This is a genomic window from Acutalibacter sp. 1XD8-36 (genome assembly GCF_009917525.1).
Classification (GTDB): Bacteria; Bacillota; Clostridia; order Oscillospirales; family Acutalibacteraceae; genus Acutalibacter.
In genome coordinates this window covers 127,554-153,132 of the sequence record NZ_QZDU01000004.1, presented here as the reverse complement: position 1 = coordinate 153,132, position 25,579 = coordinate 127,554, and the positions used below count along the sequence as shown (strand labels likewise).

The 25,579-nt window shown below is 59.4% G+C and carries 27 protein-coding genes; 7 read left to right on the top strand and 20 right to left on the bottom strand.

Annotated elements, in window-relative coordinates:
• Positions 1–77: 77 nt before the first annotated feature.
• Entirely contained in the window at positions 78–1,286 is a 1,209-nt protein-coding gene (locus D5270_RS08680) for an acetate/propionate family kinase (protein WP_161473391.1), read from the bottom strand.
• Between the two features lie 123 nt (positions 1,287–1,409).
• Here D5270_RS08680 and D5270_RS08675 point away from each other — a divergent pair, with 123 nt between their 5' ends.
• On the top strand, positions 1,410–2,591 hold the full coding sequence (locus D5270_RS08675; protein WP_161473392.1) for a tRNA(Met) cytidine acetate ligase: 1,182 nt from the start codon (positions 1,410–1,412) through the stop codon (positions 2,589–2,591).
• A 10-nt stretch (positions 2,592–2,601) separates the two neighbouring features.
• On the opposite strand, the gene D5270_RS08670 is transcribed toward D5270_RS08675, so the two are convergent.
• Positions 2,602–3,942, bottom strand: coding sequence for an RsmB/NOP family class I SAM-dependent RNA methyltransferase (locus tag D5270_RS08670; protein WP_166543724.1), 1,341 nt, complete (start codon positions 3,940–3,942; stop codon positions 2,602–2,604).
• Entirely contained in the window at positions 3,939–4,490 is a 552-nt protein-coding gene (locus D5270_RS08665; RefSeq protein WP_166543723.1) for a GNAT family N-acetyltransferase, read from the bottom strand. The genes D5270_RS08670 and D5270_RS08665 overlap by 4 nt, the downstream gene beginning before the upstream one ends.
• Positions 4,491–4,650: 160 nt before the next feature.
• Between D5270_RS08665 and D5270_RS08660 the strand changes: the two genes are divergently transcribed.
• On the top strand, positions 4,651–4,821 hold the full coding sequence (locus D5270_RS08660; RefSeq protein ID WP_166543722.1) for a hypothetical protein: 171 nt from the start codon (positions 4,651–4,653) through the stop codon (positions 4,819–4,821).
• Between the two features lie 80 nt (positions 4,822–4,901).
• On the opposite strand, the gene D5270_RS08655 is transcribed toward D5270_RS08660, so the two are convergent.
• The 11 genes from D5270_RS08655 to D5270_RS08605 all read right to left on the bottom strand — a co-directional run bounded on the left by D5270_RS08655 (position 4,902) and on the right by D5270_RS08605 (position 11,317).
• Positions 4,902–5,816: a YitT family protein gene (locus D5270_RS08655; RefSeq protein WP_166543721.1), complete on the bottom strand. Its 915-nt coding sequence runs from the start codon at positions 5,814–5,816 to the stop codon at positions 4,902–4,904.
• Positions 5,817–5,883: 67 nt separating this feature from the next.
• Complete coding sequence (locus tag D5270_RS08650) at positions 5,884–6,306, bottom strand: Mini-ribonuclease 3 (protein WP_243150289.1); 423 nt, start codon at positions 6,304–6,306, stop codon at positions 5,884–5,886.
• Between the two features lie 12 nt (positions 6,307–6,318).
• A complete protein-coding gene (gene obgE, locus D5270_RS08645) occupies positions 6,319–7,590 on the bottom strand; it encodes a GTPase ObgE (protein WP_166543720.1) in 1,272 nt (423 codons plus the stop codon).
• Positions 7,591–7,593: 3 nt separating this feature from the next.
• Positions 7,594–8,124, bottom strand: coding sequence for a GNAT family N-acetyltransferase (locus D5270_RS08640; RefSeq protein WP_207709337.1), 531 nt, complete (start codon positions 8,122–8,124; stop codon positions 7,594–7,596).
• Positions 8,125–8,140: 16 nt separating this feature from the next.
• Positions 8,141–8,527 (bottom strand): hypothetical protein, encoded by a 387-nt coding sequence (locus tag D5270_RS08635; protein ID WP_166543718.1) that lies wholly within the window; start codon positions 8,525–8,527, stop codon positions 8,141–8,143.
• 8 nt (positions 8,528–8,535) lie between these two features.
• Entirely contained in the window at positions 8,536–9,333 is a 798-nt protein-coding gene (locus D5270_RS08630; protein WP_166543717.1) for a hypothetical protein, read from the bottom strand.
• Between the two features lie 10 nt (positions 9,334–9,343).
• Positions 9,344–9,943: a DUF1349 domain-containing protein gene (locus tag D5270_RS08625; RefSeq protein WP_166543716.1), complete on the bottom strand. Its 600-nt coding sequence runs from the start codon at positions 9,941–9,943 to the stop codon at positions 9,344–9,346.
• Between the two features lie 69 nt (positions 9,944–10,012).
• Positions 10,013–10,291 (bottom strand): 50S ribosomal protein L27, encoded by a 279-nt coding sequence (rpmA, locus tag D5270_RS08620; protein ID WP_166543715.1) that lies wholly within the window; start codon positions 10,289–10,291, stop codon positions 10,013–10,015.
• 28 nt (positions 10,292–10,319) lie between these two features.
• The gene (locus D5270_RS08615; protein WP_166543714.1) at positions 10,320–10,640 is read right to left on the bottom strand and encodes a ribosomal-processing cysteine protease Prp; all 321 of its coding nucleotides are present in this window, start codon (positions 10,638–10,640) and stop codon (positions 10,320–10,322) included.
• Complete coding sequence (rplU, locus tag D5270_RS08610; RefSeq protein WP_161473403.1) at positions 10,640–10,948, bottom strand: 50S ribosomal protein L21; 309 nt, start codon at positions 10,946–10,948, stop codon at positions 10,640–10,642. Before rplU ends, D5270_RS08615 begins: the two co-directional genes overlap by 1 nt.
• A 162-nt stretch (positions 10,949–11,110) precedes the next feature.
• A complete protein-coding gene (locus D5270_RS08605) occupies positions 11,111–11,317 on the bottom strand; it encodes a helix-turn-helix transcriptional regulator (protein WP_243150288.1) in 207 nt (68 codons plus the stop codon).
• Positions 11,318–11,491: 174 nt separating this feature from the next.
• Here D5270_RS08605 and D5270_RS08600 point away from each other — a divergent pair, with 174 nt between their 5' ends.
• Complete coding sequence (locus tag D5270_RS08600) at positions 11,492–11,692, top strand: hypothetical protein (protein ID WP_166543713.1); 201 nt, start codon at positions 11,492–11,494, stop codon at positions 11,690–11,692.
• Positions 11,693–11,750: 58 nt separating this feature from the next.
• Here D5270_RS08600 and D5270_RS08595 read toward each other — a convergent pair whose 3' ends face one another.
• On the bottom strand, positions 11,751–13,364 hold the full coding sequence (locus D5270_RS08595; protein ID WP_166543712.1) for a DUF4091 domain-containing protein: 1,614 nt from the start codon (positions 13,362–13,364) through the stop codon (positions 11,751–11,753).
• 31 nt (positions 13,365–13,395) lie between these two features.
• A complete protein-coding gene (locus D5270_RS08590; RefSeq protein ID WP_166543711.1) occupies positions 13,396–15,381 on the bottom strand; it encodes a DUF5054 domain-containing protein in 1,986 nt (661 codons plus the stop codon).
• A 155-nt stretch (positions 15,382–15,536) separates the two neighbouring features.
• Between D5270_RS08590 and D5270_RS08585 the strand changes: the two genes are divergently transcribed.
• Entirely contained in the window at positions 15,537–16,229 is a 693-nt protein-coding gene (locus tag D5270_RS08585; protein WP_166543710.1) for a hypothetical protein, read from the top strand.
• A gap of 53 nt (positions 16,230–16,282) precedes the next feature.
• A complete protein-coding gene (locus tag D5270_RS08580) occupies positions 16,283–16,894 on the top strand; it encodes a hypothetical protein (protein WP_166543709.1) in 612 nt (203 codons plus the stop codon).
• A gap of 10 nt (positions 16,895–16,904) precedes the next feature.
• Here the strand turns inward: D5270_RS08580 and D5270_RS08575 are convergent, their stop codons facing one another.
• The gene (locus D5270_RS08575; RefSeq protein ID WP_166543708.1) at positions 16,905–18,440 is read right to left on the bottom strand and encodes a D-alanyl-D-alanine carboxypeptidase family protein; all 1,536 of its coding nucleotides are present in this window, start codon (positions 18,438–18,440) and stop codon (positions 16,905–16,907) included.
• Between the two features lie 137 nt (positions 18,441–18,577).
• Between D5270_RS08575 and D5270_RS08570 the strand changes: the two genes are divergently transcribed.
• Together D5270_RS08570 and D5270_RS08565 are read left to right on the top strand one after the other, a co-directional pair.
• Positions 18,578–19,681, top strand: a complete 1,104-nt coding sequence (locus tag D5270_RS08570) for an exonuclease SbcCD subunit D (protein WP_166543707.1) — start codon at positions 18,578–18,580, stop codon at positions 19,679–19,681.
• Entirely contained in the window at positions 19,678–22,425 is a 2,748-nt protein-coding gene (locus D5270_RS08565; RefSeq protein ID WP_166543706.1) for an AAA family ATPase, read from the top strand. Before D5270_RS08570 ends, D5270_RS08565 begins: the two co-directional genes overlap by 4 nt.
• A gap of 62 nt (positions 22,426–22,487) precedes the next feature.
• Here the strand turns inward: D5270_RS08565 and D5270_RS08560 are convergent, their stop codons facing one another.
• The 3 genes from D5270_RS08560 to D5270_RS08550 form a co-directional block, all read right to left on the bottom strand.
• Positions 22,488–23,177, bottom strand: a complete 690-nt coding sequence (locus D5270_RS08560) for an MBL fold metallo-hydrolase (RefSeq protein ID WP_166543705.1) — start codon at positions 23,175–23,177, stop codon at positions 22,488–22,490.
• A gap of 44 nt (positions 23,178–23,221) precedes the next feature.
• Positions 23,222–24,904, bottom strand: a complete 1,683-nt coding sequence (locus D5270_RS08555; protein WP_166543704.1) for a putative polysaccharide biosynthesis protein — start codon at positions 24,902–24,904, stop codon at positions 23,222–23,224.
• Positions 24,905–25,053: 149 nt separating this feature from the next.
• On the bottom strand, positions 25,054–25,563 hold the full coding sequence (locus tag D5270_RS08550) for an adenylate kinase (RefSeq protein WP_166543703.1): 510 nt from the start codon (positions 25,561–25,563) through the stop codon (positions 25,054–25,056).
• Between the last annotated feature and the right edge of the window lie 16 nt (positions 25,564–25,579).

Sequence of the window (25,579 nt, the reverse complement as noted above, 5' to 3'; positions counted from 1 at the left end):
TTTTTCCCTCTCCAAAGGGCGGCGGGCAGGGCCCCCTTCCTTCGGACAGTATGATATACCCCAGGCCCGCTAGATTTTTATAGGCCCTCAACCAACGCCTTTGTGTCCCTGGCTATTACCAGTTCCTCGTTGGTGGGTATGACGTAAACTTGTATTTTGCTGTCGGGCGCGGAAATCTTGCCCTCCTTGCCGAGGATGGTCTCCTCGTTGAGCTTCTCGTCCAGCTTCACGCCCAGGAACTCAAGGTATTTCCCTATCTCCCAGCGGTGCATCCACTGGTTCTCGCCCACGCCCGCCGTAAACACCATGGCGTCGCAGCCGCCCAGGGCCACCATATAGCTGCCGATAAACTTCGATATCTGGTACTCAAGGATGTCGTGGGCCAGCTTCGCCCGGGGGTTGCCCTCCTTGCGGGCGGCGGTAACGTCCCTGTCGTCGCTGGACACGCCGGATATGCCCAAAAGCCCGGACTTTTTATTCATTATCTGGTCCATCTGTGCAGGGGACAGATTCTCCTTCTCCATGATGAAGGTGACAACAGAGGGGTCCAGGGTGCCGGTGCGCCCACCCATCATGAAGCCGTCAAGGGGCGTCAGGCCCATGCTGGTGTCTATTACCTTCCCACCGTCCACGGCGGTTATGGAGGAGCCGTTGCCCAGATGGCAGGTGATTATCTTCAGATCCTTTATGTCCTTTCCCATAAGCTCTGCACAGCGGGCGCTCACATAGCGGTGGGAGGTGCCGTGTGCGCCGTAGCGCCTGACGGCGTACTTCTCGTAATACTCGTAGGGCACATTGTACATGTATGCCTTGGGGGGCATGGTGGCGTGGAAGGATGTATCGAAAATCACGGCCTCGGGCACATTCTCGCCGAACAGGTTCCGGCAGGCCCTTATGCCCTGTACATGGGCGCCGTTATGCAGCGGGGCCAGGGGAATCAGGCTCTCTATGTCCGCGATGACCTTATCATCCACAAGGCAGGACTGGTGGAAGATGGCGCCGCCCTGAACCACCCTGTGGCCTATGGCGGAGACCTCAGCGAGGTCCTTTATAACGCCCTTCTCAGAGTCCAGCAGGGCCTCCTTCACCTGGGTAAAGGCTGCGGTATGGTCGGGCATGTCCACGTCCCTGTGCAGCTCCCTGCCGTCGGCGGTCTTATGGGTAAAGATACCGCCGTCCAGGCCTATGCGCTCACAGTTCCCCTTGCAGAGCATCTGCTCGCCGTCCATATCTATAAGCTGATACTTCAGCGAGGAGCTGCCCGCGTTGATAACAAGAATTTTCATATCTCTCTTTCCTTTCCGATAAATATTTCGTATAATAGAGATAGTAAAGAACTCAGGTTCCGTTAGCTTTGCGTATCATATTATACTATACTATGTTCAAAAATTCAAGGAGTTTTACAGAAAATGCTACATGAAAATACATTTTCAGCCGTTGTGTGTGAGCTTGACCCCCTCCACCACGGCCACAGGCTCCTGCTCTCCCGGGCGGGAGCCTGCGGGGGGCCGGTAGTCTGCCTTATGAGCGGCAATTTTGTCCAGCGGGGGGCCCCCGCCATGCTAGACAAATGGACCCGCACCAGGCTCGCCCTCTCAAACGGCGCGGATTTAGTCGTCGAGCTCCCCCTGAGCTGGGCCTGCTCCGGGGCAGAGCGCTTTGCCGCGGGGGGCGTCTTTCTGGCTGCGGCCCTGGGGCAGGGGGCGCTATACTTCGGCAGCGAGGTCCCGGACACCGGGTTGCTGATGGAAACAGCAGGGGCCCTGCTCTCAGAGGAGTTCTCCCGGGCCCTCAGGGAGTCCCCGCCAGGCCTTGGCTTCGGGGCCCGGCGGCAGCTGGCGGCAGAAAAGCTTCTGGGCCCCCGGGCGGGGGAGGTGCTCAGCCGCCCCAACGCCAACCTGGGGGTGGAATACTGCAAGGCGATACTAAGGCTCCGGGCTCCCCTCACCCCCACCGCCATAAAGCGGGAGGGTGCTGGACACGACGAGGCCGGGAGTATAGATGGCCCCTTGTCCGCAAGCGAGATAAGAAGGCTCACCCTCGCCGGGGACCCACTTTCCGGCCTTGCCCCTGAAAGCACCGTCGCCGCCCTGGAATCCGCAAGGCTTGAGGGCCGCTGCGCCCAGCTCCCGAACCTTGAGCGGGCCATACTGTCAAGGCTGCGCTCCATGTCTAAGGAAGATTTTTCCGCCCTACCGGATTTAAGCGAGGGCCTTGAAAACCGCCTGTACCGCGCCTCAAGGCAGGCCTGCTCCCTGGAGGAGGCCTACTCCCTCACAAAGAACCGGCGGGTATCCCACGCCCGGGTGCGCCGCCTGGTGCTGTACGCCTTCCTGGGCCTGCGGGAGCCCCTGCCAGAGAGCCCGCCGTACCTGCGGGTCCTGGGGGCCACAGACAGGGGCCTGAGGCTGCTCAGCCGGTCCAGCCTGCCGGTGGTGGTGAGGAGCTCGGATATAAACCGGCTCCCCCCAAAGGCCCAGGCCGTGTTCCGTCAGGAGGCTTTGGCGGACGACCTCTACGGGCTGGCCTCGCCCACCCCTCAGCCCTCGGGCCGGGACTATACCGAAGGGTTTATCATTGTCGGTTCTTAAGCGCCCTCATTTAGTTCAAATTGCGCAGGCCCTTGGGGTAGCGGTTTTTCAGCCGCCCGCCCGAGGCCTTGCCGAAGCCTGTAACGGCGCCGTTCACACACACCGCCGTGTACCCGGCCCCCTCAAAGTCCAGCTCCCCGCCCCTAAGGTACTCCAGTATCTCCGGACCGTCTGCCGGGAGCTCCAGCCTATTGCGGCAGTCCTCGGGCCTATGGCACATGAATATGCCGTGGGAGGGCTCCAGGCGGCTCTGCCTGACTTCACACAGCTCCGCCCCCGCCCGGAGCACCGATAGCCCAGATAGCTCCGGCAGCTCCCCCGGCAGCAGGAATATCCTGTCCCGGGCCTGGGCAAGCCTTATGTCCCCCATATCTTCCATATCCTCCGGAAAGAGCTGTCTCATAAGCTCCCTGGCTTTTTGCGCAGGCACGCCCTTTAAAATGTCCCGGTGCTCCCCGGCCCTGCAGGTGTTCTCACCCACCCGGCGAAAGCGGGCCACGAAGTGCCCCTCGCCGCCGTCCATGGGGTATATCCTTCTTCCAAGGCCCCGGTCCATGTCCTCCCTGCCGAAGGCGGCGGGGATTTTTTCCTGCTCAAACTCCGGGTGCCCCCTCAGGAACTCCCTCACCACTCCCTCGTTCTCAGCATATGAGAATGTGCAGGTGGAGTAGACCAGCACGCCCCCCTCCATAATGGTCCCGGCGGCCTGGTCCAGTATGCCAAGCTGCCGCCTGGCGCAGGCCTCCACCCCCTGGGGCGACCACTCCTTGGCGGCCCTCTCCTCCCGCCTGAACATGCCCTCCCCGGAGCAGGGGGCGTCCACCAGCACCCGGTGGAAATACCCTGTAAGCCCCGGGCAGAGCCGCTCCGGATAGGCGCAGGAGACCACGGCGTTTCTCGCTCCCAGCCGCTCCAGATTCGACATCAGCGCCCCCGCCCTCTGGCGCACAGGCTCGTTGGCCCAGAGCAGCCCGTTTCCCATAAGCGCGCCGGCTATTTGGGTGGACTTCCCCCCGGGGGCCGCGCAGAGGTCCAGTATCCGCTCCCCGGGCCGGGGGTCCAGAACCGTCACCGCCGAGGATGCCGAGGGCTCCTGGGAGTAGAACATCCCCGCGTGGTGGGCCGGAAGCTTCCCCAGGCCCTCCCTATAGTCCGCATAGAAGGAATACTTTGAAAAAGGCGAGGGTAAAAGCTCAAAGGGCAGGCTCTCCCTCAGGGTTTTTTCCCCGCATTTCAGCGGGTTCAGCCGCACGCCCCGGTACGCCGGACGCTCATAGCTGGCCAAAAAAGCCGGATACTCGCTCCCCAGCTGGGCTTCCATCCGTGAAAGGAATTCTCCGGGCAGGTTCATTGGGCCACTCCCCTATCCAAAAATTCGTGCTCCATAATGCTCATATAGAGTTTGTCCACATATCCGCCGTCCTTATAAACCCACTCCCTGAGCTTTCCGTCCTCATGAAAGCCGGCCTTTTTATAGCAGGCGATTGCCCCATGGTTATCGGCGTGTACCGAGAGCATGATATTGTGCAGATTAAGGGTTTTGAAGCCATACTCCAGCATTAGCCCCAATGCCTCCTGCCCATATCCATTCCCTCGGTGCCGCTCCTCGCCGATGAATATGCCCAGAAAGGCATTGCGGTTCAGATGGTCGATATTGTGTATGCTTATGCTGCCTATGAGCTCGTCTCCCTCCTTGAGCACTATTGCGTAACGCTGCATATGCGCCGGGGGCTCGTATATCCACTTCAGGTCCTCCCTGGAGGATATCACGCTGCCGTACTCCCCGAACATCTCCGCCACGGCCCGGTCGTTCATCCACCTTATATAGCTTTTGCTCTCGCCCGCGTCTGTCGGCGACAGGTACAGCCTGCCTCCCTCCATCTTCCTGTAGTAGCCCATGGGCCACTCCTCCCTAAATCAAATTTTTCAATTTTTCCTTATGAATAATCCCGCCCAGCCTGCTTACAATACATTTCGGAAGGTATCCGCACCGCCCCGGCTACGGGGCCCTGCGGACGGCTTCAGCTTTGCTATCACAGCATGAAAGGAAGTAGAACTCATGAGCAACAATCAGAACAACAGCCAGAACAGGAATAATTCCCAGAACCAGCAGAACAGCCAAAACAACCGCTCTCAGAATCAGCAGAACAAGCAGAACTCACAGGGCCAGAACCAGAAGTCCAAGAACCAGAAGTCCAGCTTCGAGCAGGAGCAGAACGAGCAGTTCTAACTGCCGCATGGAGCGAAGACCCGGGGCTGCCGGGTCTTTTGCTTTTTTCGGGCACAGTTTAATCTCCCCTGTATTTTACTCTATTTTTTCTTTATTTCCCCCAGCAGCTCCTTAAGGGACTTGTCGTCGGGGTGCATGGGCTTGAAGCCCTCCCCGGTTATCTGGCCCGCGTCGCCCACTATCACAAAGGCGTTTTTATCCTCCTCGCGGATTATGGCCTGTATCTGGTACACCTCGAACCTGCGCACCACGCAGAGCATGGTCTCCCCCGGCTCGTTGCTGTATCCCCCGTGGCTGCCGAGGTATGTCACCGTGCGGTCCATCTCCTCTATAATGCGCCGGCCCATCTCCCGCACCTTTGGGCTCATTACATAGAAGAGCTTCCCTGTCCCCGCGTCTGTGCCGTAGAGTATGGCGTCTATAATGCTTGTGCAGACAAATATGGAGATACATGCGTACATGGCGTTCTCAATGCTGCCGAACACCACCGCCGACGCCGCCACTATAACGCCGTCCAGGGCAAGCATAAGCTTGCCCATGGACATATGGGGCATACGCCGCTCTAAAAGCCTTGCAACCATGTCCGTGCCCCCGGTGGTGGCCCCCCGGATAAAGGTCAGGGAGAGGCCCAGCCCCTCGCACACCCCGGAGAACACTGCCACCAGGATGGGGTTCCCCCGGTAGACCGGCATGAAGCCTGTGAAAATGTCGATGAACAGCGAGGACAGCACCACCGCCGCCACGGTCCTTACCACCAGCTTATAGCCTATCTCCAGCACGGCCCAGACCACAATGGGGATGTTTATGAGAAAGCTCATCAATCCTATGGGCGTGCCCAAAAGGAAGTTCAGCATGGTGCACAGTCCCGTAACGCCTCCCGGGGCGATATTGTTGGGAGCCGTCAGCGCGGTCACCGCCGTTGCGTATACCGCCGCCCCCGCCGTAATAAACGCCGCGTCCATAAAAATACCCTTGCGCCCAGCCGCATTTGCCATAGTTACAGTTCTCCTTTCTGAATCCCAGTTATAGTTAGCGCAGTTGAAAATCGGTATTTGCCGGTTTTCAAGTAGGTTTGCTATAGTCCTGCTCCAGTATATTTGCCGCCATTAAAAAGAGCTCCCTTGCCCTTTTGTACTCCCCTGTCATATAGAGCCAGCCGAACAGCGCCTCCAGGGCCGTGGCCCCGTGGTAGTCGGCTATGTCCGCGTTTTTGGGCACATGGCCCACATGGGCGTTCCGGCCCCTCAAGGCTATGTCCCGCTCACCTTCGGACAGCTCCTCCCAAAGCCCGCCCAGGGCCCTTGCCTGAGCCTTGCAGCAGACCAGGGCGGTCTTTTGCAGGTGGAGCTTCTTCACAGGGCAGGGGCCGTCCTTTAAGAGGTACTCCCTGGCTAAAAGGTCATATACGCCGTCCCCTACGAAGGCCAAGTCCAAAGGGCCCATGCGCCGCATATCCGGGCAGGGCGCGCCCAGCAGTGTGTCCAATAAAAGCACCCCTTACTCCACAAAGTCAAATTCCAGGCCGTAGATATCCACAGTGTCCCCCTCGTCGCAGCCCGCCTCCCTGAGGGCGTCTATAACGCCGGTCTCTATCAGGACCCGCTGGAAATACTGCAGGGACTCACTGTCGTCAAAGTCCACCGTGCGCATTATCCGCTCAAGCCACGGGGCCTCCACCATGAATATTCCGTCCTCACAGTCCACCTTCACCGCGCCGCGCTCCAGCGCCTCTATGGGCCCATGCTCCGCGGGCTCCGGCTCATACCGCAGTATGGGCGGGAGCTTTGAGAGCTCGGCGGTGACGGCATCCAGTAGGGTGTCCACCTGCTCGTTTATGGGGGCGATTATGGGGAAGAACCTGTATCCCCGGCCCTCAACAAAAGCCCTGAACTCCTCCACCTGCTCCGGCTCGGCTAAGTCGCACTTATTCCCCGCCACAAGCATTGGCCTTTCTGAAAGCTCCGGGTTAAACCTCTTCAGCTCCCGGTTTATGGTTTCAAAGTCCTCCTTAGGGTCTCGGCCCTCGCTGCCTGATACATCCACAATATGCACGAGCATACGGCACCGCTCCACGTGCCTTAAAAACTGGTGCCCAAGCCCCCGGCCCTCCCAGGCCCCCTCTATGAGCCCGGGGATATCCGCCATAACAAAGGAGCGGCCCTCCCCCAGGCGCACCACCCCCAGCACAGGGGTCAGGGTGGTGAAATGGTAGTTTGCAATATTTGGCTTGGCCTCAGAGACCACGGAGATAAGGGTGGACTTGCCCACATTGGGGTAGCCCACCAGACCCACGTCCGCCAAAAGCTTCAGCTCCAGCTGCACCTCCAGCCCCTGTCCGGGGAGCCCGGGCTTTGCAAAGCGGGGGGCCTGGCGGGTGGGCGTGGCGAAGTGGGTATTGCCCCAGCCGCCCTTGCCGCCCTTTGCAATCACCTGGGGCTCATTGTCCCAGATATCCGCGATTATCCTGCCTGTCTCAGCTTCCTTCACAAGGGTGCCTATGGGCACCCGCACCACCAAATCCCCGGCGGATTTCCCCGCGCAGCGCCCGCCCTTTCCGTTCTCGCCCCGGGGGGCCGTGTACTTGCGCTTATAGCGGAAGTCCGCCAGGGTGGAGAGGTTGCTGTCCCCCTGGAACACCACGCTGCCGCCGCGCCCGCCGTCCCCGCCGTCGGGCCCTCCCGCCGCCACGTACTTCTCCCGGTGGAAGGATACCGCGCCGTCCCCTCCGTCCCCGGCCTTTATAAAGATTTTTGCCATGTCTATGAACATAATTTACCTCCTGGCGTAAATACGGTAGGTCCGAAGCTCCAGCTCCTTGCCGGACTTTGTTACCACTTTTTCCAGCCCACCCTTTTCGTGCTGGAATTTCTCCACAAGCCTTATACTGGGGGCGTTCCTCTCGTCGGCCTCATAAATATAGAAGCTGTAAATTTTCAGGCTGTCAAGGTAATTCAGAAGGCCTGAAAGCGCCTCCCTGCCGTACCCCATTCCCTGTGCCCGGCCCTTCAGCCATATCCCCAGCTCCGGAGCCTCCTCCCTAAGCCCGAAAACCTCCACGCTGCCCAGGAACTCCCCCTCCGGCCCAAGTATAGCAAGCTCCAGCATGTCCCCGCGGCCCATGTCCTCCATAAACCCGGAGAGCACCTGTTGGGCCGCCTCAAGGTCCCGAAATGGGTCGGGATACTGATATCTGGTGACCTCTTCCGTAAACTCCCTATGATATGCCTCAATATGGCCCTGCACAAGTGGCTGTATGCTGAGCCTTGGGGTTCTTATCAGCAAGTCCTTAAACATAATTTTCATCTTACCTCTCCCCCGCTTATCCGCCCTCCAGCATCCGGTCAAGGAAAACCGTGTCTATAGTCGCGCCTATGCTGTCGTAATAGATGCCGCCGTACTGTACCCTGTTTCCGCCGATAATGAGCATTTCGTCCATGAGCCCGCCGTCAGGGCCGTAGAAGGCCAGGGAATAGTCCCAGCGGCTATACTCCCTGTCGGTGCTCACCTTCTCAAAGCGCAGGGTATTGATGTTTTCAGTGATATACCGTATATCCCCGCTGTCAGATATCTCTACAGCGGCGCCCTCCCCGGAGCTCAGCTCTATTTTCGCCGCCTCCTCCACCTGCAGGCGGGTGCTGGCAACGAAGCAGCCCCCAAGGGTGAGTATAAGGGCCGGTATTAGTATGAGCAGAATCAGCTTTTTCATGTGGCCTCCTACGTCCTTATAAATTGGCCCAGCTCCCTATAGGCCCCGGCCCAGTCCTTCCCCGGGTCCTCCAGCACAAGGCTTTTGATTTCGAGCTTTTCCAGAATTTCAAGCTCCCGGCGCTGGCGCTCATTTAGGCAGGCGATATAGCCGTCGAAGCCCGCAGCGCCTATGCTCCTGCCGTAGCCCCCCTCCTCGTGATACTTTATAACCGCCTCCAGCCAGCCCGGCCTCCCGCCTGAGGCAGCCTGCACGCTCCCTTTTATGTCATTGTCCTTAAGGTATACCACAGCCGGGTCCAGGGGGGCTATGGCCTGGGCTATTTTCCCGATATACTCAAGGGACTGCTCAAGGGGGAAATTAAAGCGCATCATGGTCTCGCACATGGGGTTCTGCAAGAGCACGCAGTTGAAGACGTGCACGGTATGGTCCTCGGCGCCCTCTGCAAACCGCTCCCATTTGTCCAGCATTACCGGCATTTCCGCCTCCCAAGGCAGGGCGTCGTATATCTTATAGGGCAGCAGCCGCTGGAGCGCCGCCCCGCCGAATTTGGACAGGGACAGCACATAGCCGTCCACCCTGGCCTCTCCGCTGGAGCGCACCATCTCCCTGAGCCCCGGCGGGAAGGAGGCAAGCTGCCCGCCGGTAACATACGCGCTGTTCTCGTAGTCCGCAGGGTGCTCCCCTGTGCCCTCGTCAACACAGCTCACCCTGCGGCCCATCTTTGAAAGCCGCTCGCCTATATATTTTGCCGTGCTGCTCTTGCCCGAGCAGGGCGGGCCCTCTACGATAAATAATCTCGTCATGGTTCAACTCCTAGTCCGGCTGCTGCCCGTCATGGGCCGCCCACTTGCATTCTGTCATCTCCATATCCGTAAATACCGCCCTGAAGGATGAGTCCTCCGGGGAGCAGGCATATATCCCGAAGCGTATGCTTCCCCCGCCCCTGTGCATATGGCAGACCCTCATCTGCTCAAAGTCAACCCCGTCCCCGGAACACTCTATCCTGTAGTCGTCCTCCCGGCGGCTGAGGCGGTACCACATGGTTTTTATATCAGCAGGCACCGCCGTAGTGGCCCAGTCGGAGAAGCCGCCGTTTGTCACCACGCTCCCCAAATGCCCGAACTCCCCGTTCTCATACTCCACCGAGGCCTTCAGCCAGTTCCCGCTGTCCAGGTACATGACTATGCCGCACTGGTCAAAGCGCCGCCTGCTGCCGGAAAAATCCGTCTTCACTGTAAAGCTAAAATACTTTTCATCTGTCCCGGTCTGGAACACCGGGGCGCTGTCATTCTGAAAATGGTAGTAGGTCCTCTGCCAGAGGTCAGTATGCGGCCGGGTGACTATCTCGACCCTGCCCTCCCCAACTGTAAAGCTCTCCGGCTCCCTGGTCCACTGAAACTTAGCCATATCCATAGGCCATGCCTCCCCTATCACAAAAAAAGCCCCTTCAACACGAAGAGGCTTTCCTACCGTTCAAACTGCTTACTCAGCGTAAACGCTGACCTTCTTGCGGTCGGCGCCCATGCGCTCAAAGTGCACCTTGCCGTCCACCATGGCGAACAGGGTGTCGTCCTTGCCGCGGCCCACATTGGTGCCGGGATGAATCTTGGTGCCGCGCTGCTTTACAAGGATATTGCCCGCCAGCACGAACTGTCCGTCGGCGCGCTTAACGCCCAGGCGCTTGGACTCGGAGTCGCGGCCGTTCTTGGTGGAGCCCATACCTTTTTTGTGAGCAAAAAGCTGGATATTGATTTTCAGCATAGTATAAAGCCTTCCTTTCATTTTGTGTTCAAATATCTGTTCCTGTCACCCGGACACTGTCCGGGTACTGCTGCATAAGTCCCTCAAGGTGGAGCCTTAGCCCCAAAAGCAGCTCCCGGCATTTCTGCCTGTCGCCGCTGGCAAGCTCCAGGAGCATATCGCCGTCTTCGGCCCTCAGCTCCCGGGGCTTCACCCCCATCACCTCAGTGAGAGTGTTTGCCACAAGGTACGCCGCCGAGGACACCGCCGCACACACTATATCCGTGCCCGCCTCTCCCCCGGCGTGGCCGGTGATGTGGAAGCCCGCGGCTGCGCCGCCCTCTGCCATAAGGAACTCCGCCTGAATCATCAGGCCTTCACAGCCTCAATCTGTATCTTTGTATAGGGCTGGCGATGGCCCATCTTCCTCTTGGAATTCTTCTTGGGCTTATAGGTGAAGACGGTAATCTTCTTTGCCTTGCCGTTCTTCACGACCTTGCCTGTGACGCTTGCGCCGTCCACATAGGGCGCGCCAACCTTGGGCTCCCCCTCGCCGAACACAGCCACTACAGGGAACTCCACAGTGCTGTTCTCCTCGGCGTCCAGCTTCTCAACATAGATAACGTCGCCGTACTGGACCTTGTACTGCTTCCCGCCTGTCTCGATTACTGCAAACATTTCTTATCCTGCCTTTATCATAGTCTCGCTACCACCGGGCGGGTGTTTTTGGCACCACTTTAAGGCCCGCAGCATGCGGCCTATATAATATAGCATGAAACCGGCGGAAAGTCAAGGGGAATTTAGGCCCTGCCCCGCGCCTTCGCCCATTTTCACAGGGGGCTAATCCCTAAAGTCAAACAGCTCCCTGGGCTTTATCCCGAAGACCTCGCACATCTTGAAGATAAGGTCCATGGAGACGCCCACATTCCCCAGCTCTATTGAGCTGATATGGCTCCTGTCGATGTCCAGAAGCTCCGCCAGCTGGAGCTGGGTCAGGCGCTTCATTTTCCGATAGTATACCACGTTTAACCCAAACCTTTCGTACATGCCTTTATACTCCTGTTTCAAAGCAATCACCTCACCATTGATTTTAGGAGAGGCGGGGGCCATAATAAACCTTGTCTCAGTAACATATTGTTGTTGACACAAACAATATTATGTGTTATGATGTCATCGGCGGCATAAAACCCCATAATTCCCCCAAAAAGGAGATGTAACCCCTTGGGATTCTTCGGCAGGCTTAAAAATTTCATAAGCGCCAACAGCTTCGAGCAGAAAGAGATAATCGAGAGGTATAAGGCCGAATTCCGGCGCTACGACGACGGGCACCTGAGGCAGATATGCCGCACGGCGGTCTCCTATGAGGTGAAGAAGGCCGCCGGGTCCGTGCTCCGGGAGAGGGGCGGGAGAGTTGACGAATAAATTTAAAAGAGCCCCCGGCAGTCTGGGGACTCTTTTTTATTATATATAATATTATATATTATTTTATATTGGCCTTTATCTCCTCGTTCACCCTCCTGCGGATATCCAGCAGGCCGGCCTCGTCAGGGTAGCTCTTAAACGTCATGTCCCCAAGTATCTCTATCACACGCTCCCGCCCGGCAAGGCCCTCCAGGGCCATAAGGGCGCAGTAGTCGCACATTGCCTCGTCCATAAGGGCCAGGCGCTGGGACTCCTCGGGCCTGCCACCGGCTCCGGGGTAGACGATGAAGGGGTCCCCCGAGGGGAAGGCGCAGCCCGCGTCGGTGACCCTGTAGGGGTCGATGGGGAAAAGGGAGAGCTGGGAGTTATAGAAGTTATAGCCCCACTGTAAAAATCCCGCCAGGTCGTATTTATAGAGGAGCGCCCCCAGTATCCGCGTGCGGGACCCTGGCTGTACGATGAAGCGGTTGGGCACGTCCACCGCCTGCCCGGTGCAGTAGTATCCCCAGAGCTTTTCCGGGCGGTCAGAGAGGAACTTGTCCAGGTGGTCAACAGCGCAGACCGGCTGCTGTACAAGGCCCTGGTCGTAGTACACCCTCTCGGAGAGGGCGTCCATGGAGTTATAGCCCAAAAGCTCCTCCCTGACCGCTTCATAGGCCCTGCGGTAGCTGTCCATATGCTCGGCCGTCGGCTCGTCGGATATGTGGAAATAGGTGCGCCCGGATATGCCCAGCTCCTCCAGCACCGGCTTCAGCTCCCTTAAAAACTGCCTGAGGAAGGAGCCGTACTCCTCTCCCCCGGCGTCGGTGTCCCAGCCGAAGAGCTGGCGCTCCACGCCGTTTTCAACGCCCATCACCTTGGGGGCGGCCTTGGCCCCCCACTGGCTGAACAGGTGGGATATCTCGATATACTCTATCCCCCGCTCCAGGGCCAGCTTCACCCAGCGCCTGAATTTGTCAAAGCCAAACCTATAGCCGTCCCCGGAAACCTCCACATCTATAAGCTGGACCGTGCGCCGCTCCCCGCCCACAGCCGTGTCGAGAGGGGGCGTGAACACCGGGGTCAGGAGCATGTTGCACCTGCGCTTCGCCGCCGTCTCCACAAAATTCCCCACTATCTCCCACCAGCGCTCCGAGAAGACCTCCGCGCCGTAGTAGTCCGCAAGGCAGTCGCTGTGGAACCACTCCGTATGGGGTATAGGCAGCTTCGGCAGCTCCATATCAAGTATCCGGACAGTTGTGCTCTCCTCACAGAGCACGCCGTCCTCCCCTGTTATCCTCACCTTCACCGGGTACTCCCCGGCCTTTATGTCCCCGGTCCCGACCTCAAGCCAGAGGCTCCTCCACTGGCCCGCAATCAAGGGTATGCCAAACTGCCCCGGCTCCCGCAGCAGGTCCGGGTACAGCCCCGGCTCCGTCCTAAGATACCCCTCGTCCCGCCAGGGGTGGCAGGGGTACTCGCAGGGCACCAGCTCCACAGTACGCACCCCCACCGGGAGCTCCGACTCCACCTCTACCCTGCCCCAGGCCCTGTACTCCCCCTCCCAGCGGTAGGCAAGCTGGAAGGACAGGCTCTCGCCTATGAGGGCGCAAAGCTCCAAAAGGGCCGGCCCCGGCTCCCCTGTGGGGAATACCTTGCACATTGACGTAACTAATTTGCTGGAAATGCTCATTTTCTGCCCCCGTCTTTTTTATATTTATAATTTATTTTACATTTACTTTAAACTGGAACCTGGCGTTTTCGCCGTACCAGAGGGGGAAGTTTGTCCCCCAGCGGTTGTTGTGCAGGAGGTACCACATGCCGTCACATGGACTGCCGTAGTCCTCGTTCTCGTCATATAAATGCCTTCCCCCAACGCTCAGAAGGGGCGCGTGCAGGCTCCTGACAGTGCCGTTTCCGCCCTCTATCACAGGAGAAGCATGGAGCTTTCTGTTGCCCCCCTCCCGGACATTATAGGGGTCTACGGGCAGGCCCAGCTTCTCAATCTTAAAGGCCCCGCCCTTCTCATAGCCCAGCCCGAAGCCGAAGAACAGGCCCTCGGGTATCCTGCTCTCGTCCTTGTCAAACCACTGGAGCTCTATTAAAATATCCTCGCCGAAGGTGTAAGTGACCGTGGCGGTCCTGGGCGCGCCAAATCTCTCACCGGCACGCTCCGGGGCTATTAGCCAGAGCCTGAGGGTATCGCCCTCCTGCTGGGTAGCTGTCAGGCTGTAGGGGAACGCCTCGTCCTTCAAGTCCTGCACGGTGTCAAGGCCGGGCTTTGAAAAATCCCCCTCGGCCCATACTCTCGTATGCTCCAGGTCCCTGTTATATTTCTCCAGGTTCTCAAACACCGTTTTTGCGCCGTATACCTCATACACCAGCCTGCCCAGCCAGTTATCCCCCACGCGGACGGTGCCGTCTTCCTCCACAGCCACATTCCTGCCGCCGACAATGAAGCTCCGGCCCTCAGAGGAGTTTTCCGGCTGGCCCGGGGCCCGGGGCCTCAAGGCCTCCAGCCGCTTTACCGCCTCATTGCGCCACTTCTCCGGCAGGGCGGCGACCGCCTCCTGTATATACCCCCGCTGCTCCGTCCATGACTCCTCCATAAGCTTATAGGAGCAGAGCCCCGCCACAAAGGTGGGCTCGTTATGCAGGGTGAACTCCCTGAGAAGCTCACCCGCGGGCATTACGTCCTCCGGGGTGATATGGTCCCGCTCCCGAGCGCTGTAGAAATCCTGCTTCTCCCAGTTCCTCCAGTCGGAGAGCCAGCGCTTCACGTCCCGGCCCCAGGAGTGTTCGCACACCATGAGAAGGCCGCTGCAGAACTCCCGCCAGGCAGGGGAGTCCACGGCTCCGGGCTCCTCCTTTTCCCACTGGTCCCTAAGCCTTAAAAGCTCATAATAGGCCCCGGTCTTATAGGGGTCGGTGGCAACGCCGTGTATCCAGGTGTCCCCCAGCTCCTCGGTGACTACGGGCAGCTCGTCTATATGCTCCAGCACCACCTCTGCAAACTCGTCCATGGTCCCCGAGGCTATCTCGGCCCCGGGATATTTCACCTTCAGGCGCTCCATCTCGGCGGCGACGCTCTCGGGGGAGGGGGGGCCGCTGTTGTCGGGGGTATGGGCAAACTCCATGGCGCAGTCCCCGCAGACGCTGGAGGCGCCGTACAGGGCGGCGTAGTCCAGTATTACCTCGTCCTCCCCATACCGCAGCCTGCATAGGGGCGGCAGCTTCACCATCTTCGAGGAGCCGTTTATGCCTATATGCAGGTACTTTATCCCGGCCTTCGCAAGATAGGGCACCATGGCGTGGGTATGGCTTGGCACGTCGGTCATCTTCGCGGCTATGGTCCGCCTGCCGAAGCGCTCGTCCAGCCTCTTTGAAATGCTCAGTCCATACTCAAAGAGCTTGCCGTCCATAAGCTCCGTATGGGTGGTGAGGGGCAGACCGTGCCAGACTATCAGGCCGTCCTCAATGGCCTTCTCAAGCATCCCGGGGTCGCTGCCCTCCTTTAAATAGCGCTCGATAAGGTAGGAGCCCACAGTCCAGACAAAGTTCCTTTTGCCGTCCCTGTTGCACTCCCGGGCGGTTTTTACCGCCCCGGGGATAAAGGTCTCCAGGTACTTGTGCATTACGTTCTGTGCGGAGTCCGTGAAGCCGATGTCAAGATGTGTCTTATGTACTACGATAACTTTTTTAATGTTCATAGCGGTGATACTCCCTGGGGTTCATTATTATGTTACAACGATTATAGCCGCTGTGCCATGTCTTGTCAAGCCAAAAGAAAAACAGGTCTTGCATAATTATATGTTGGGGTATATAATTATCTCAAAACACAATATAAACCGAAAGGACTGGTATTATGAACGACTCCCTCTGTCAGTGGCTGGACGCCGAGATGAAGGACTATGCCCCGGTATTCAAGGCCTTTAACCGGCGGCTCATGAGGCGGGTGCCAATCTGGATGGCCCTGAGCGTCGCCGCCATGGTAGCCCTTGGCTTCGGGGTGGGCTATGACTGGCAGTATGTTGTAAAGGTGCACTTGCTCATAGGCCTGGGGTTTGCGGCCTTTATCTGGCTGTGCTTCTGGATACAGACCCGCAGCGTCTCCATAAAGAAGGTGCGCGGGATGTATGAGCATGCCCTTTTAGAGCTCTCCCCCTCGGACCAGGAGGCCTTCGCCCGGCAGTCCCCCACAGGCCACGCGGACTTTATGAACAGCGCCTCCGACAAGTATCCCGCAAGGCTCACGGTGGGGCCCGATTACTGGCTCTATTTCAGGGGCGGCTGCAGCGTCTACAAGGTCTCGGACATGGAGAGCCTTAAAGCGGTCCAGGAGACGACCAGGGTGGGCTATAATGTCGGGGACACCCGGGTGCGCCAAAACCTTGGCATAGGCGTGTCCATAGTGGCCGGCTACAGGGAGGGCACAGCCTCGGCCTCCGGCGGCCCATCGGCAAAGGTATACCTGGAGAACTCCAAGCAGCTCGGTGAGGCCCAGGAGCTTATAAAAAAATACTGCCCCAAGGCCGGAAGCCTCTGGGGCGAAAGATAAAAAATACTTCTATTATATTTAAAAAACTTTATTTTAGAGGAGAATTGATTTTTATGAAGAACATAGTGAAAACGCTCTGCACCCTGCTGGCCCTTATACTCATACTCCCCGCCTGCTCTGCGGGCTCTGGGGAAAGCTCTGGGGAGAGCTCTGAAAAGCTGCTGCCCATCACCATCAACGGCACGGAGATAAGGATTGGCGAGACCACCGTCCAGGCCCTTCTGGACCAGGGGATGAATGTGGGCTGGGTGGACGAAAACTATGAGCGTGTGGACGTGGACCCCTCTATGGAGCTTGAGCCCGAGGCCTACTATACCGGCGGCAGCATAAGGGTCAGTGAAAATGTCTTTGCCCAGATATCCTTTGTCACTGAGGATAAGGCCGTGCCCCTGGGGGAGGCCGTGATAGCAAGGCTTGAGTTCAGCCTGGTGGGCGAGGAGGACAAGTCCGTCCTTGAGAAGATTGCCTTCGACGGCGTGCCCATAACCGAGCTCACCCGGGAGAAGGCCGGGGAGATGTACCCCGACTGGACCGGCGACGAGGTGATGTGGCTGAAGTACGGCCTCGAGTATAAGTACGACCTCAACTTCGACATGACCTCCGGGCAGATGACAAAGTTCTCGGCTTCAAGGGAGTACGACGTGGACTGGAACGGCGGGGACTGAGCCCCCCGTTTTACAGGTCCCTGAACTTCTTCACCCTTCTCAGCTGCTTCTGCTTGCGCCGGTAGAACACCACCAGTATCAGGTACACTATCACCAGAGCCCCCAGCGCCGCCATTATAGCTATGGACCAGGGGGAGGACAGCAGGGCCCGGCCCTGCTCCCAGCCAGCGATAAGGTCGCTTCTGGACACCGACTCCGTGGCTACAAGGGGCACCGTGGCTATGACCTCGTTGGCATAGCTCAGGGTGGCTGTGCCCACCACCTCCCCCTTGCGTATGGGGGCCTGCACGCTCTCGGGCTTTTCAACCGTGGTGATTATGGAGCTCTGCTCCACGCTGTCCGGCAGCATTACGCTCACGTTTTCGCTTGCCGCCAGCAGCAGCTCGTCCTTCTGGTAGGCGTACTCCAGATTCACTGAGCTCAGTATGTCCCCCTGGGACACGATGGTCTTTTTCCCAAGGCTGGTAAAGGCCCAGCGGAACAGGGTGCGGCAGTCCAGCATCTCCTCGTGCACGCCCTTTTCATAGCCCTCCATATTGCCCATGGCTATGACTATATATGTGTAGCCGTAGGTGGAGGCCGAGGCCGCGAGGCAGTACCCCGACTGGTCGTGGGAGCCGGTCTTTATGCCGTTGGCGTAGGTGTACCAGTACAGGTTGCCGTAGGTATTGTCCCCATAGGGCTGCAGCATACGGTTGGTGTTTGCAAGGCTATTCCCGTCCGGGTCCATATTCGTGGACCCCTTTTCATATCCCTTCTGGCCCACTATATCCATAAAATAGGGGAGCTTCATGGCGTACTGTGTTATCCTGCCCATATCTCTTGCCGAGGCATAGTGGTTATCGTTGTGAAGGCCGTGGGGGTTTGTAAAGTGGGTGTTCCTGCACCCCAGCTCCTCGGCCTTCTCGTTCATAAGCTGCACAAAATAGCTCTTGCCGGTGTAGTCGGTCATGCCCCCCTCGGGGATAACATAGTCCCCGGTCACCCCAGGTTCATCCCCCGGGCCCTCCCCGGCTCCCGGGTCCTCAGGGCTGGGGGCGTCGGGGGGGACAAGCTGGCCGCTGGCATACTGCTCGTCCACGTACTTCATAAACGTCAGGGCGGCGTCGTTGCCCGAGGGGACCATCAGCAGGTTCAGAAGCTGCAGGCCGGTGAGCTGCTCCCCCACCGCGACCCCCGCAAGGGAGCTCTCCGAGCCCTCCAGGTCGTCCGCAACAGCCTGGGGCACGGTTATTACGGTGTTCTCTATGTCGGGGATATTCTCATAGGCGACAATATATGTCATTATCTTTGTCATTGAGGCCATAGGCAGGGGGTCGTCCGGGTTGAGGGTATACACCACCGTGTCCGTGTCTATGTTCAGCATAAACAGGGACTTGCAGTGGGGCCCGCCGCTGTCTGTTTTCTCGGTGATAAGCCCTCCGTCGTATATCTCGTCCCCGATATCCCAGTTAAAGGTAAAGCCCTCGGCCGAGACCGGCAGGGCTGTGAGGGCCGCGGTGAGCCCGGCTAAAAACACAGCCGTTAAAAAGCGCAGTATTTTCATCTTTCAATTCCTCCCGTTGGTTACATAACATAGCCGAGTATATTATACACTCCATTTAAGGGAAAGAAAAGGCATAATTTCTTAATTTAAGATTAATTCTACATAAAGTAGGGATACAAGTATAAAGGGGGCATATCATGCTTATATATCACACCTCCGACTGGCACCTGGGCCGTATGCTCTACGGCCGCAGCCTGCTCCCCGACCAGGAGCATTTCCTCAGCCGGGTCTTCCTCCCCGAAATGGAGCGGGAGCGCCCGGCCGCCGTTATAATCGCCGGGGATATCTACGACCGCCAGGTGGCGGGCCTTGAGGCCATAGAGCTCTTTGACCAGGCCCTCCAGAGGCTTTCGGAGCTTGGCATAAAGGTCTTCGCCATATCCGGCAACCATGACGGCGCGGGCCGCATGGCTATAATGAAAAGCGCCCTGCGCAAAAGCGGGGTGTATATGGCGACCACCCTCGCCGAGGCCCTGGAGCCTATAACCCTCACAGAGGGCGGGGAGTCCGTGCAGCTCTCCCTTCTGCCCTACAGCAGCCCCGCCGAGCTCAGGGACTTCCTGGGGGACGAGAGCCTGCGGGGGGAGACCGCCTGTATGGAGGCCGTGCTTGCAAGGATAAAATCCCGGCTGGACCCAGGTATGCCCCATATACTGGTAGCCCACTGCTTCGCCGCCGGGGCTTCTGTCTGCGACTCCGAGAGCGTCTTTGTGGGCGGCAGCGGACAGGTGTCCCCGGGGGTGTTTGAGGGCTTTGACTATGTGGCCCTTGGGCACCTCCACGGCCCCCAGAGGGCGGGGGACAACGCCCGCTACTCCGGCTCGCCCCTGAAATACTCCGTGAGCGAGTCGGGACAGCACAAGTGCTTCCTGCGCCTTGAGCTCACCGGCGGCGCTATAGACTGCCGGGAAACCGCCGTCACCCCCCTTCGGGATGTGCGCAGAATAAAGGGCGCCTTTGAGGAGCTCATGTCCGGCTCCTCAGAGGACTACGTGGAGCTTGAGCTCACGGACACGGACCCTGTGCTGCTGGCTGCCGAGCGCCTTAGGCCCCGCTACCCGAACCTTCTGGCGGTGACAAACGACTGGACCATAAGGGCCGCGGGGGAGCGGGCCGGGCGGCTCTCCGGGCGGGACGAGCAGGCGGTGTTCGCTGCATTTATGAAGGATATCTGCGGCCTTGAGGCCGGGGAGCCGGACCTTGAGCTGTTCCGCGACACCTGGAAGGAGGTGCAGCTATGAAGCCCCTAAGGCTGCAGGTCCAGGCCTTCGGGCCCTATCTTGAGAGGACGGAGCTGGACTTCACCGGCTTCGGCCCGGACGGTATCTTCCTTATAACCGGCCCCACAGGCGGGGGAAAAACCTCTATTCTCGACGCCATGTGCTTTGCACTCTACTGCCGGGCCACAGGGGAGGGCCGGGATTTCTCCGGTATGCGCTGCATGAGCGCCCCGCCGGAGCTGGACACCATAGTGGAGCTGGAGTTCATGCTGGGCGGCAGGGCCTATCGCTTTAAGCGCCGCCAGTATACATACACAAAGCGCTCCGGGGAGACTGAGCTTCGGGAAACTCACGAATGCTTTACCGTGGACGAGGACGGCAGGCCGGAGCTTTTAGCCGGGGGCAGCGCCCTCTCTGTCACCCAGAAGGCCGAGGAGCTTTTGCACCTGAACTACAGGCAGTTCCGGCAGGTGATAGTCCTGCCCCAGGGGGACTTCCTTAAGCTCCTGCGGGCGGGGAGCAAGGAGAAGGGGGAGATACTCCGCACGCTGTTTTCAGCCGAGGTCTGGGAGCGGCTCCGGGAGCGCTTCAGGCAGAGGGAGCGGGAGCTTGAGAGCGCCGCCCGGGAGGCCCAGAATATGCGGGACACCCTTCTGCGCCAGGAGGGGGCCGGGGACACGGAGGAGCTTATCCGGTCCGTCTCGGACCTTGAGCGGGAGCTCTCGGAGCTTATCTCCCTGGAGGACAGGGATAGCAAAAGGCTTTCTGAGACCGAGAAGCTGCTGAAGGCCGCCGAGGAGCTGGAGCGCAGGGCCAAAGCCTCACAGAGCGCCGGGAAGGTCCTAAAGGAGGCCAGGGAGCGTGCCGGGGCCCGGGAGGAATCGGCCCATGAGACAGAGGCCATGGTAAGGGAGGCGGGAGTTCTACAGGAGAAATCCACCGCCTCCGCCCGGGAACGTGAAAAGCTGTCTGCAAGGCTTGTGCAGCTAAACGCCGCCCTGGACTGCGGGGAGAGGGCCCGGCTTGCCCGCCGCCAGCAGGCCGCCCTCCAGAAGGAGCTGGACTCGGCCCTCCTGGAGCAGGAGGACATTGCAAAGCGCATGGCAGCAGGCGCGGAGTATGAGAGCCGGTGCCGGGAGGCAAACCTTCGCCTGCCGGGGCTTCTGGAGCAGCAGCAGGCCCTGGAGAAAAGCAGCGCCGCCCTGGAGGAGCTGTCCCGCCGCAGGGCATCTCTTGAGGAGGCCGAAAAGAACCTTGAGAGGGCTAGGGCTTCTGTGGAGAGCTGCCGGATTGACTCAGAGGCCCTCACCCTTCGCCTGGAGGAGCAGGAGGCCCTGTTAAAGGGCAGCGCCGCCCTGGAGCTTGCGGGCACATTAAAGGAGGGCGCCCCCTGCCCGGTGTGCGGCTCGGTGCACCACCCTGCCCCCGCCCGGGGCAGGACCTCGGGGAAGCTCCTGTCTCCGGGGGAGCTCTTAGCTCCAGAGGAGCTAACGCTCCTCCGGGAGCGGGAGAAGTTCGCCCGGACCGCCCTTGCCGGGGCCGAGGGCCTTGCCGGGGCCAGTGCCTCGGAGTGTGAAAAGACCCGGGCCTCCCTTAAAGAGCAGGAGGAGGCCTGTGAGGGCATTTCAGAGGTCGGGGAGCTTCTGGCTGACGTAAAGTCGAGGACCGCCGGGGCCGTGAAGCTTGCGGGACAGCTCCAAAGGGCCGGCCAGCGCCTTACGGAGCTCCGGGCCCGCAGGGAGGCCATTGAGTCCGGGCTGGGGGCCCTTCGCACAAGACTCTCGGCTCTGGAGGCCCAGGCCGCTGAGCTTGAGCAGCAGTCCCGGGAGGCCCTTTCTAAGCTCCCGGACCGGGACCCTGTGAGCTTACAGCGGGCCATAGAGGAGCAGGAGGCCCTTGCCGGTGAGCTCTCGGCCCGGGCAGAGGCCCTGAGAAAGTCCGTGGGGCTCCGGGAGCAGGAGCTGGCAGGGGCAAGGGAGGCCCTAAGGCTTGCTGTTATTGCGGAGGAGACCGCTCGGGGGGAGCTTGAAAAATTCCGGGAGGAATGGCCCCGGGGCCTGGACCTGCCTGCCCTCACCAAGGAGGCTGGGGAGCTCCGGGAGGGGAGCAGGCTCCGTTCCCAGGCCATAGGCCGGGCCCAGAGCTCCCTGCGCTCCAGGAGGGCCGCGCTGGGGTCGGTGAGGGAGCAGGACCAGAGGATTGAGGAGCTCTCGGGGGAGTACGGCAGGGTCTCAAGGCTCAGCCGCGCCCTGTCCGGGGTAAACCCCATGAAGACGCCTATTTTACAGTATGTGCTCAGCGTCACCCTGGACGAGGTGCTGGTATGCGCCAACCGCTTCTTCCAGCGGCTCTGCCGGGGGCGCTACGCCCTGCAGCTTGCCTCGGGCCCCAAGGGGGGCACTGCTATGAGCGGCCTTGATTTGGAGGTGCTGGACGGCGCGTCCATGCTGCCCCGGTCCATCGAGACCCTCTCAGGGGGGGAGCAGTTCCTGGCCTCCCTCTCCCTTGCCTTCGGGTTGTCTGACGTGGTCCAGGGCCATAGCGGAGCCGTGGGCCTGGACTCTATTTTCATCGACGAGGGCTTCGGCTCCCTTGACGCCGAGACCCTGGATTCAGCCATGAAGGCCCTGGCCCTTTTGCAGTCCGGCGGTCGCATGATAGGCGTGATATCCCACGTGCAGGAGCTCCAGGGGAGGATACCCTGCCGGATACAGGTCTCCCAGAGCGCCCAGGGGACGGCCTCGGCCCGGGTCATACTGCCATAATAATATAACAAATATATAAATATAAAACAGAGAGGCCGGGCGCTGTACCCGGCCTCTCTGTTTTATATCTCGAACACCTGCCCCGGCTCCTTCACGTCCATTAAGTGCGGGGCGTACTCCCTGTATGTTGGAGTGGACTTAAAGAGGGGCACCACGGTATAGTCCCCCCACATGTGCATTGGGAACACGTGCTCCGCCCCCGCCGCCTCGAAGAAGTACCGCATACCCAGGTCAAAGTCCGCGTCCTGCCTTGGGTCCAGGGGCACGAAGGCCACGTCTATGGCCTTGCCCTCCAGCAGCTTCAGCTCGTTTTTATAGGCCTCCTTCATCTGGTCATTCTGCCACTTGGGTGCGCCCTCCCAGACCCAGCAGTTCAAATCCCCGGCGTGATAGAAGCGCCTGCCCTCGCACTCTATAAGGAAGGCCACGCCGTCGTCGGTGGACTTTAATGTGGCAAGGCGCAGGCCCTCCAGCTCGTATGTTTCGTAGGGCTTCACAAAGAGCGCCGCCTCCCGGAGCTCTTCCGGCACCCTGCTCTGGAAGATGTCGCTCGAGAGGATGAAATGCACCTGCCGGCCGGGGCGGGCCTCCTTAAATACCTCCGGGGAGAAGTGGTCCTCGTGGTGGTGGGAGGCGAATACGTACAGGGGCTTCTGGGACCGGGGTATCTCCCCCTGATAGTAGTCGAACAGCAGACAGCAGGAGTCAAGCTCCACAAAGTAGCCGCTGTGCAGAATAAATGTGACCTTCATATTACCTCGCCTCTCTCAAATAAAAAATTATCATATAATATATTTTATATATTTCTCATGTGCCGCCCGCCCTTTGAGGGCCGGGTGGAGGTGGTCTTCACCATCATATGCCTGGGCCTCGAGCTCTTCTTCACCTTCAAAAGCCTTGCTATGGTCTCACCCTTTGGCAGCATACATACGTCCTCATAGCTTACCCCCCTGAACAGCACCGCGCACAGGGCGTACACTATAACCGCTATCACTATGGCGGGCACAAGGGCCAGCCTGGGGGAGAGGAACTGTATGAGCCCCAGATACGCCCCGTAGGACGCGGCCCCCATAACTGCCGCCGAGAACAGCAGGGGCATTGCCATGCCCAGCACGCTGTCCATACCGGGCAGGCTCTCCCGGACGGCTATCAGGTTCAGGATGACTATTACAAGATATGAGGCCACGGTGCTTACAGCCGAGCCCATCACATTTATCTCCGGTATCCCCGCCAGGGCATAGGACAGGGCTATCTTTACCACTCCCCCCACCGCCATGTCTATCACGGGCCTTGTGGTCCTGCCGAAGGACTGGAGCATGGCGTTGGTGGTGTATACCGTGCTGCTGAAGGCTATGGCTAAGGCCAGCACCTGCAGAAGCCTTGCGGCCCCCTCCCCCACATCCGGCCTTCCGGCTAAAAGCAGCATACATATGGGCTCGGCGAATATGGACATGCCCACGCTTGCGGGTATCGCTATCAAAAGGGTCATGCGCATGGACATGGAGGAGATATGCCTTACCTGGGGCTTGTCCCCGGAGACTATGGCCCCGGAGAGCACCGGCAATAGGCTCGTTGAGATGGGCACCACAAAGGCCCCCGGCAAATCGAAGAACTTCCGGGCGTTGCCCAGCACCCCGCTGAAGTAGTCGGCCTGGTCCTGGGTAAAGCCCGCGGCGGTCTTCATGCGGTCCATGAGCACGGCGCTGTCCACAAAGTCTAAGACGCTTAAAAAGCATGCCCCAAGAGTTATGGGCACGGCGAAGCGCAGAAGGGAGAACATCATGTCCCGCCTTGAGGAGACGGCGCTGCCGTCCTCGGGCAGCTCCCTGTCCTTCCTGCGCTGGCGGAGCTTGCACAGCACCAGGTATATCATGCCAAGGCCCGAGCTCACGGACACGCCTATAATGGCCCCCACCGCCGCCATAGAGTCCGAGCCGATATAGGTGATGATATAGTAGGCAAGCCCTGTGCCCACCGCCACCTTCATCACGGCCTCTATCACCTGGGAGGCCGCCGTGGGCACCATATTGGACCGCCCCTGGAAATACCCCCTCAAAGCGGAGGTTATGGACAGGAAGAACACCGTCGGGGCCAGGGCCACAATAGTCCCCGCCGCCCCGGGCTTGCCCAGCAGCTCCGATATCTGCCGGGAGCCAAAGAGCATTATCAGGCACCCCGCGGCGCCTATGGCAAAGAACAGCCAGAAGGCCACGGAGAAGACCTGGTCGGCCTCCCGCCTGCGGCCCATGGCGTTGGCTGTGCTCACCATCCTGGAGACGGCGATAGGGAGCCCCGCGGTGGAGAGCACCAGGAAGATGGTGAAAATATCATAGGCGCCGTAGAAATAGGACATGCCCTCGGCGCTTATGAAGTTTGCAAGGGGGATTGAAAACAGCAGCCCCAGGGCCTTCACTATCAGCGTGGAGGCGGAGAGGATGGCTGTGCCCCTCATAAAGCCGTTTTTCCTGCCCTCTGCCATCTTCCCCCTCCTTCCTCTGCCAAGGTTATTGTGCCCAAACCTGTTGTGGTTATGGCCTGTATTTTTATTATTATACCAAATATTGGGGGGAAACGCAAGGGGGGCGGGGGATTAATAGTTAAGGCAGCCTGGGCGCGTCAGCTATACGACTATATGTCGAAATCCACCTCATACCCCTCGTCTATCACCAAGACCCTCTCCCCCAGCTCCCTGCACACCCGCAGGTTCTCCTCGTTCTCCCTTATCAGCTCCTCCCAGTTTACATCATCCTCCAGCCGCTCCTCAATATCGCTGCCGTGGGAGAGTATGTCCCCCCTATGCCCCTCTATATAATCCCTTGTCATGGCAAGGCACAGGTACCTTATCTCCCGGAGGTACTCCCCGCCAAGGCCCTCCCGCCAGTTATGTGGGATATAGACCCCCTCCACTATCAGGTTCTGCTTGTTCTCTATTGCGGTCTTCACCATCTCCCGGACAATGGGCCAGAGGTAAACCGTGAGCTCCCTGTCGTCCTCGGGGGTGAGGGCGGTCTGCCCGCTCCTTATGAGCCCCATCTTCAGATGGTCTATGGAGAGATAGGGCCAGCGGTATTTCTCCAGCAGCCTCTGGGCCAGGAGGGTCTTCCCTGTGTGCGAGCTTCCTGCTATCAGTATTATCATATATATTCTCCTGAAA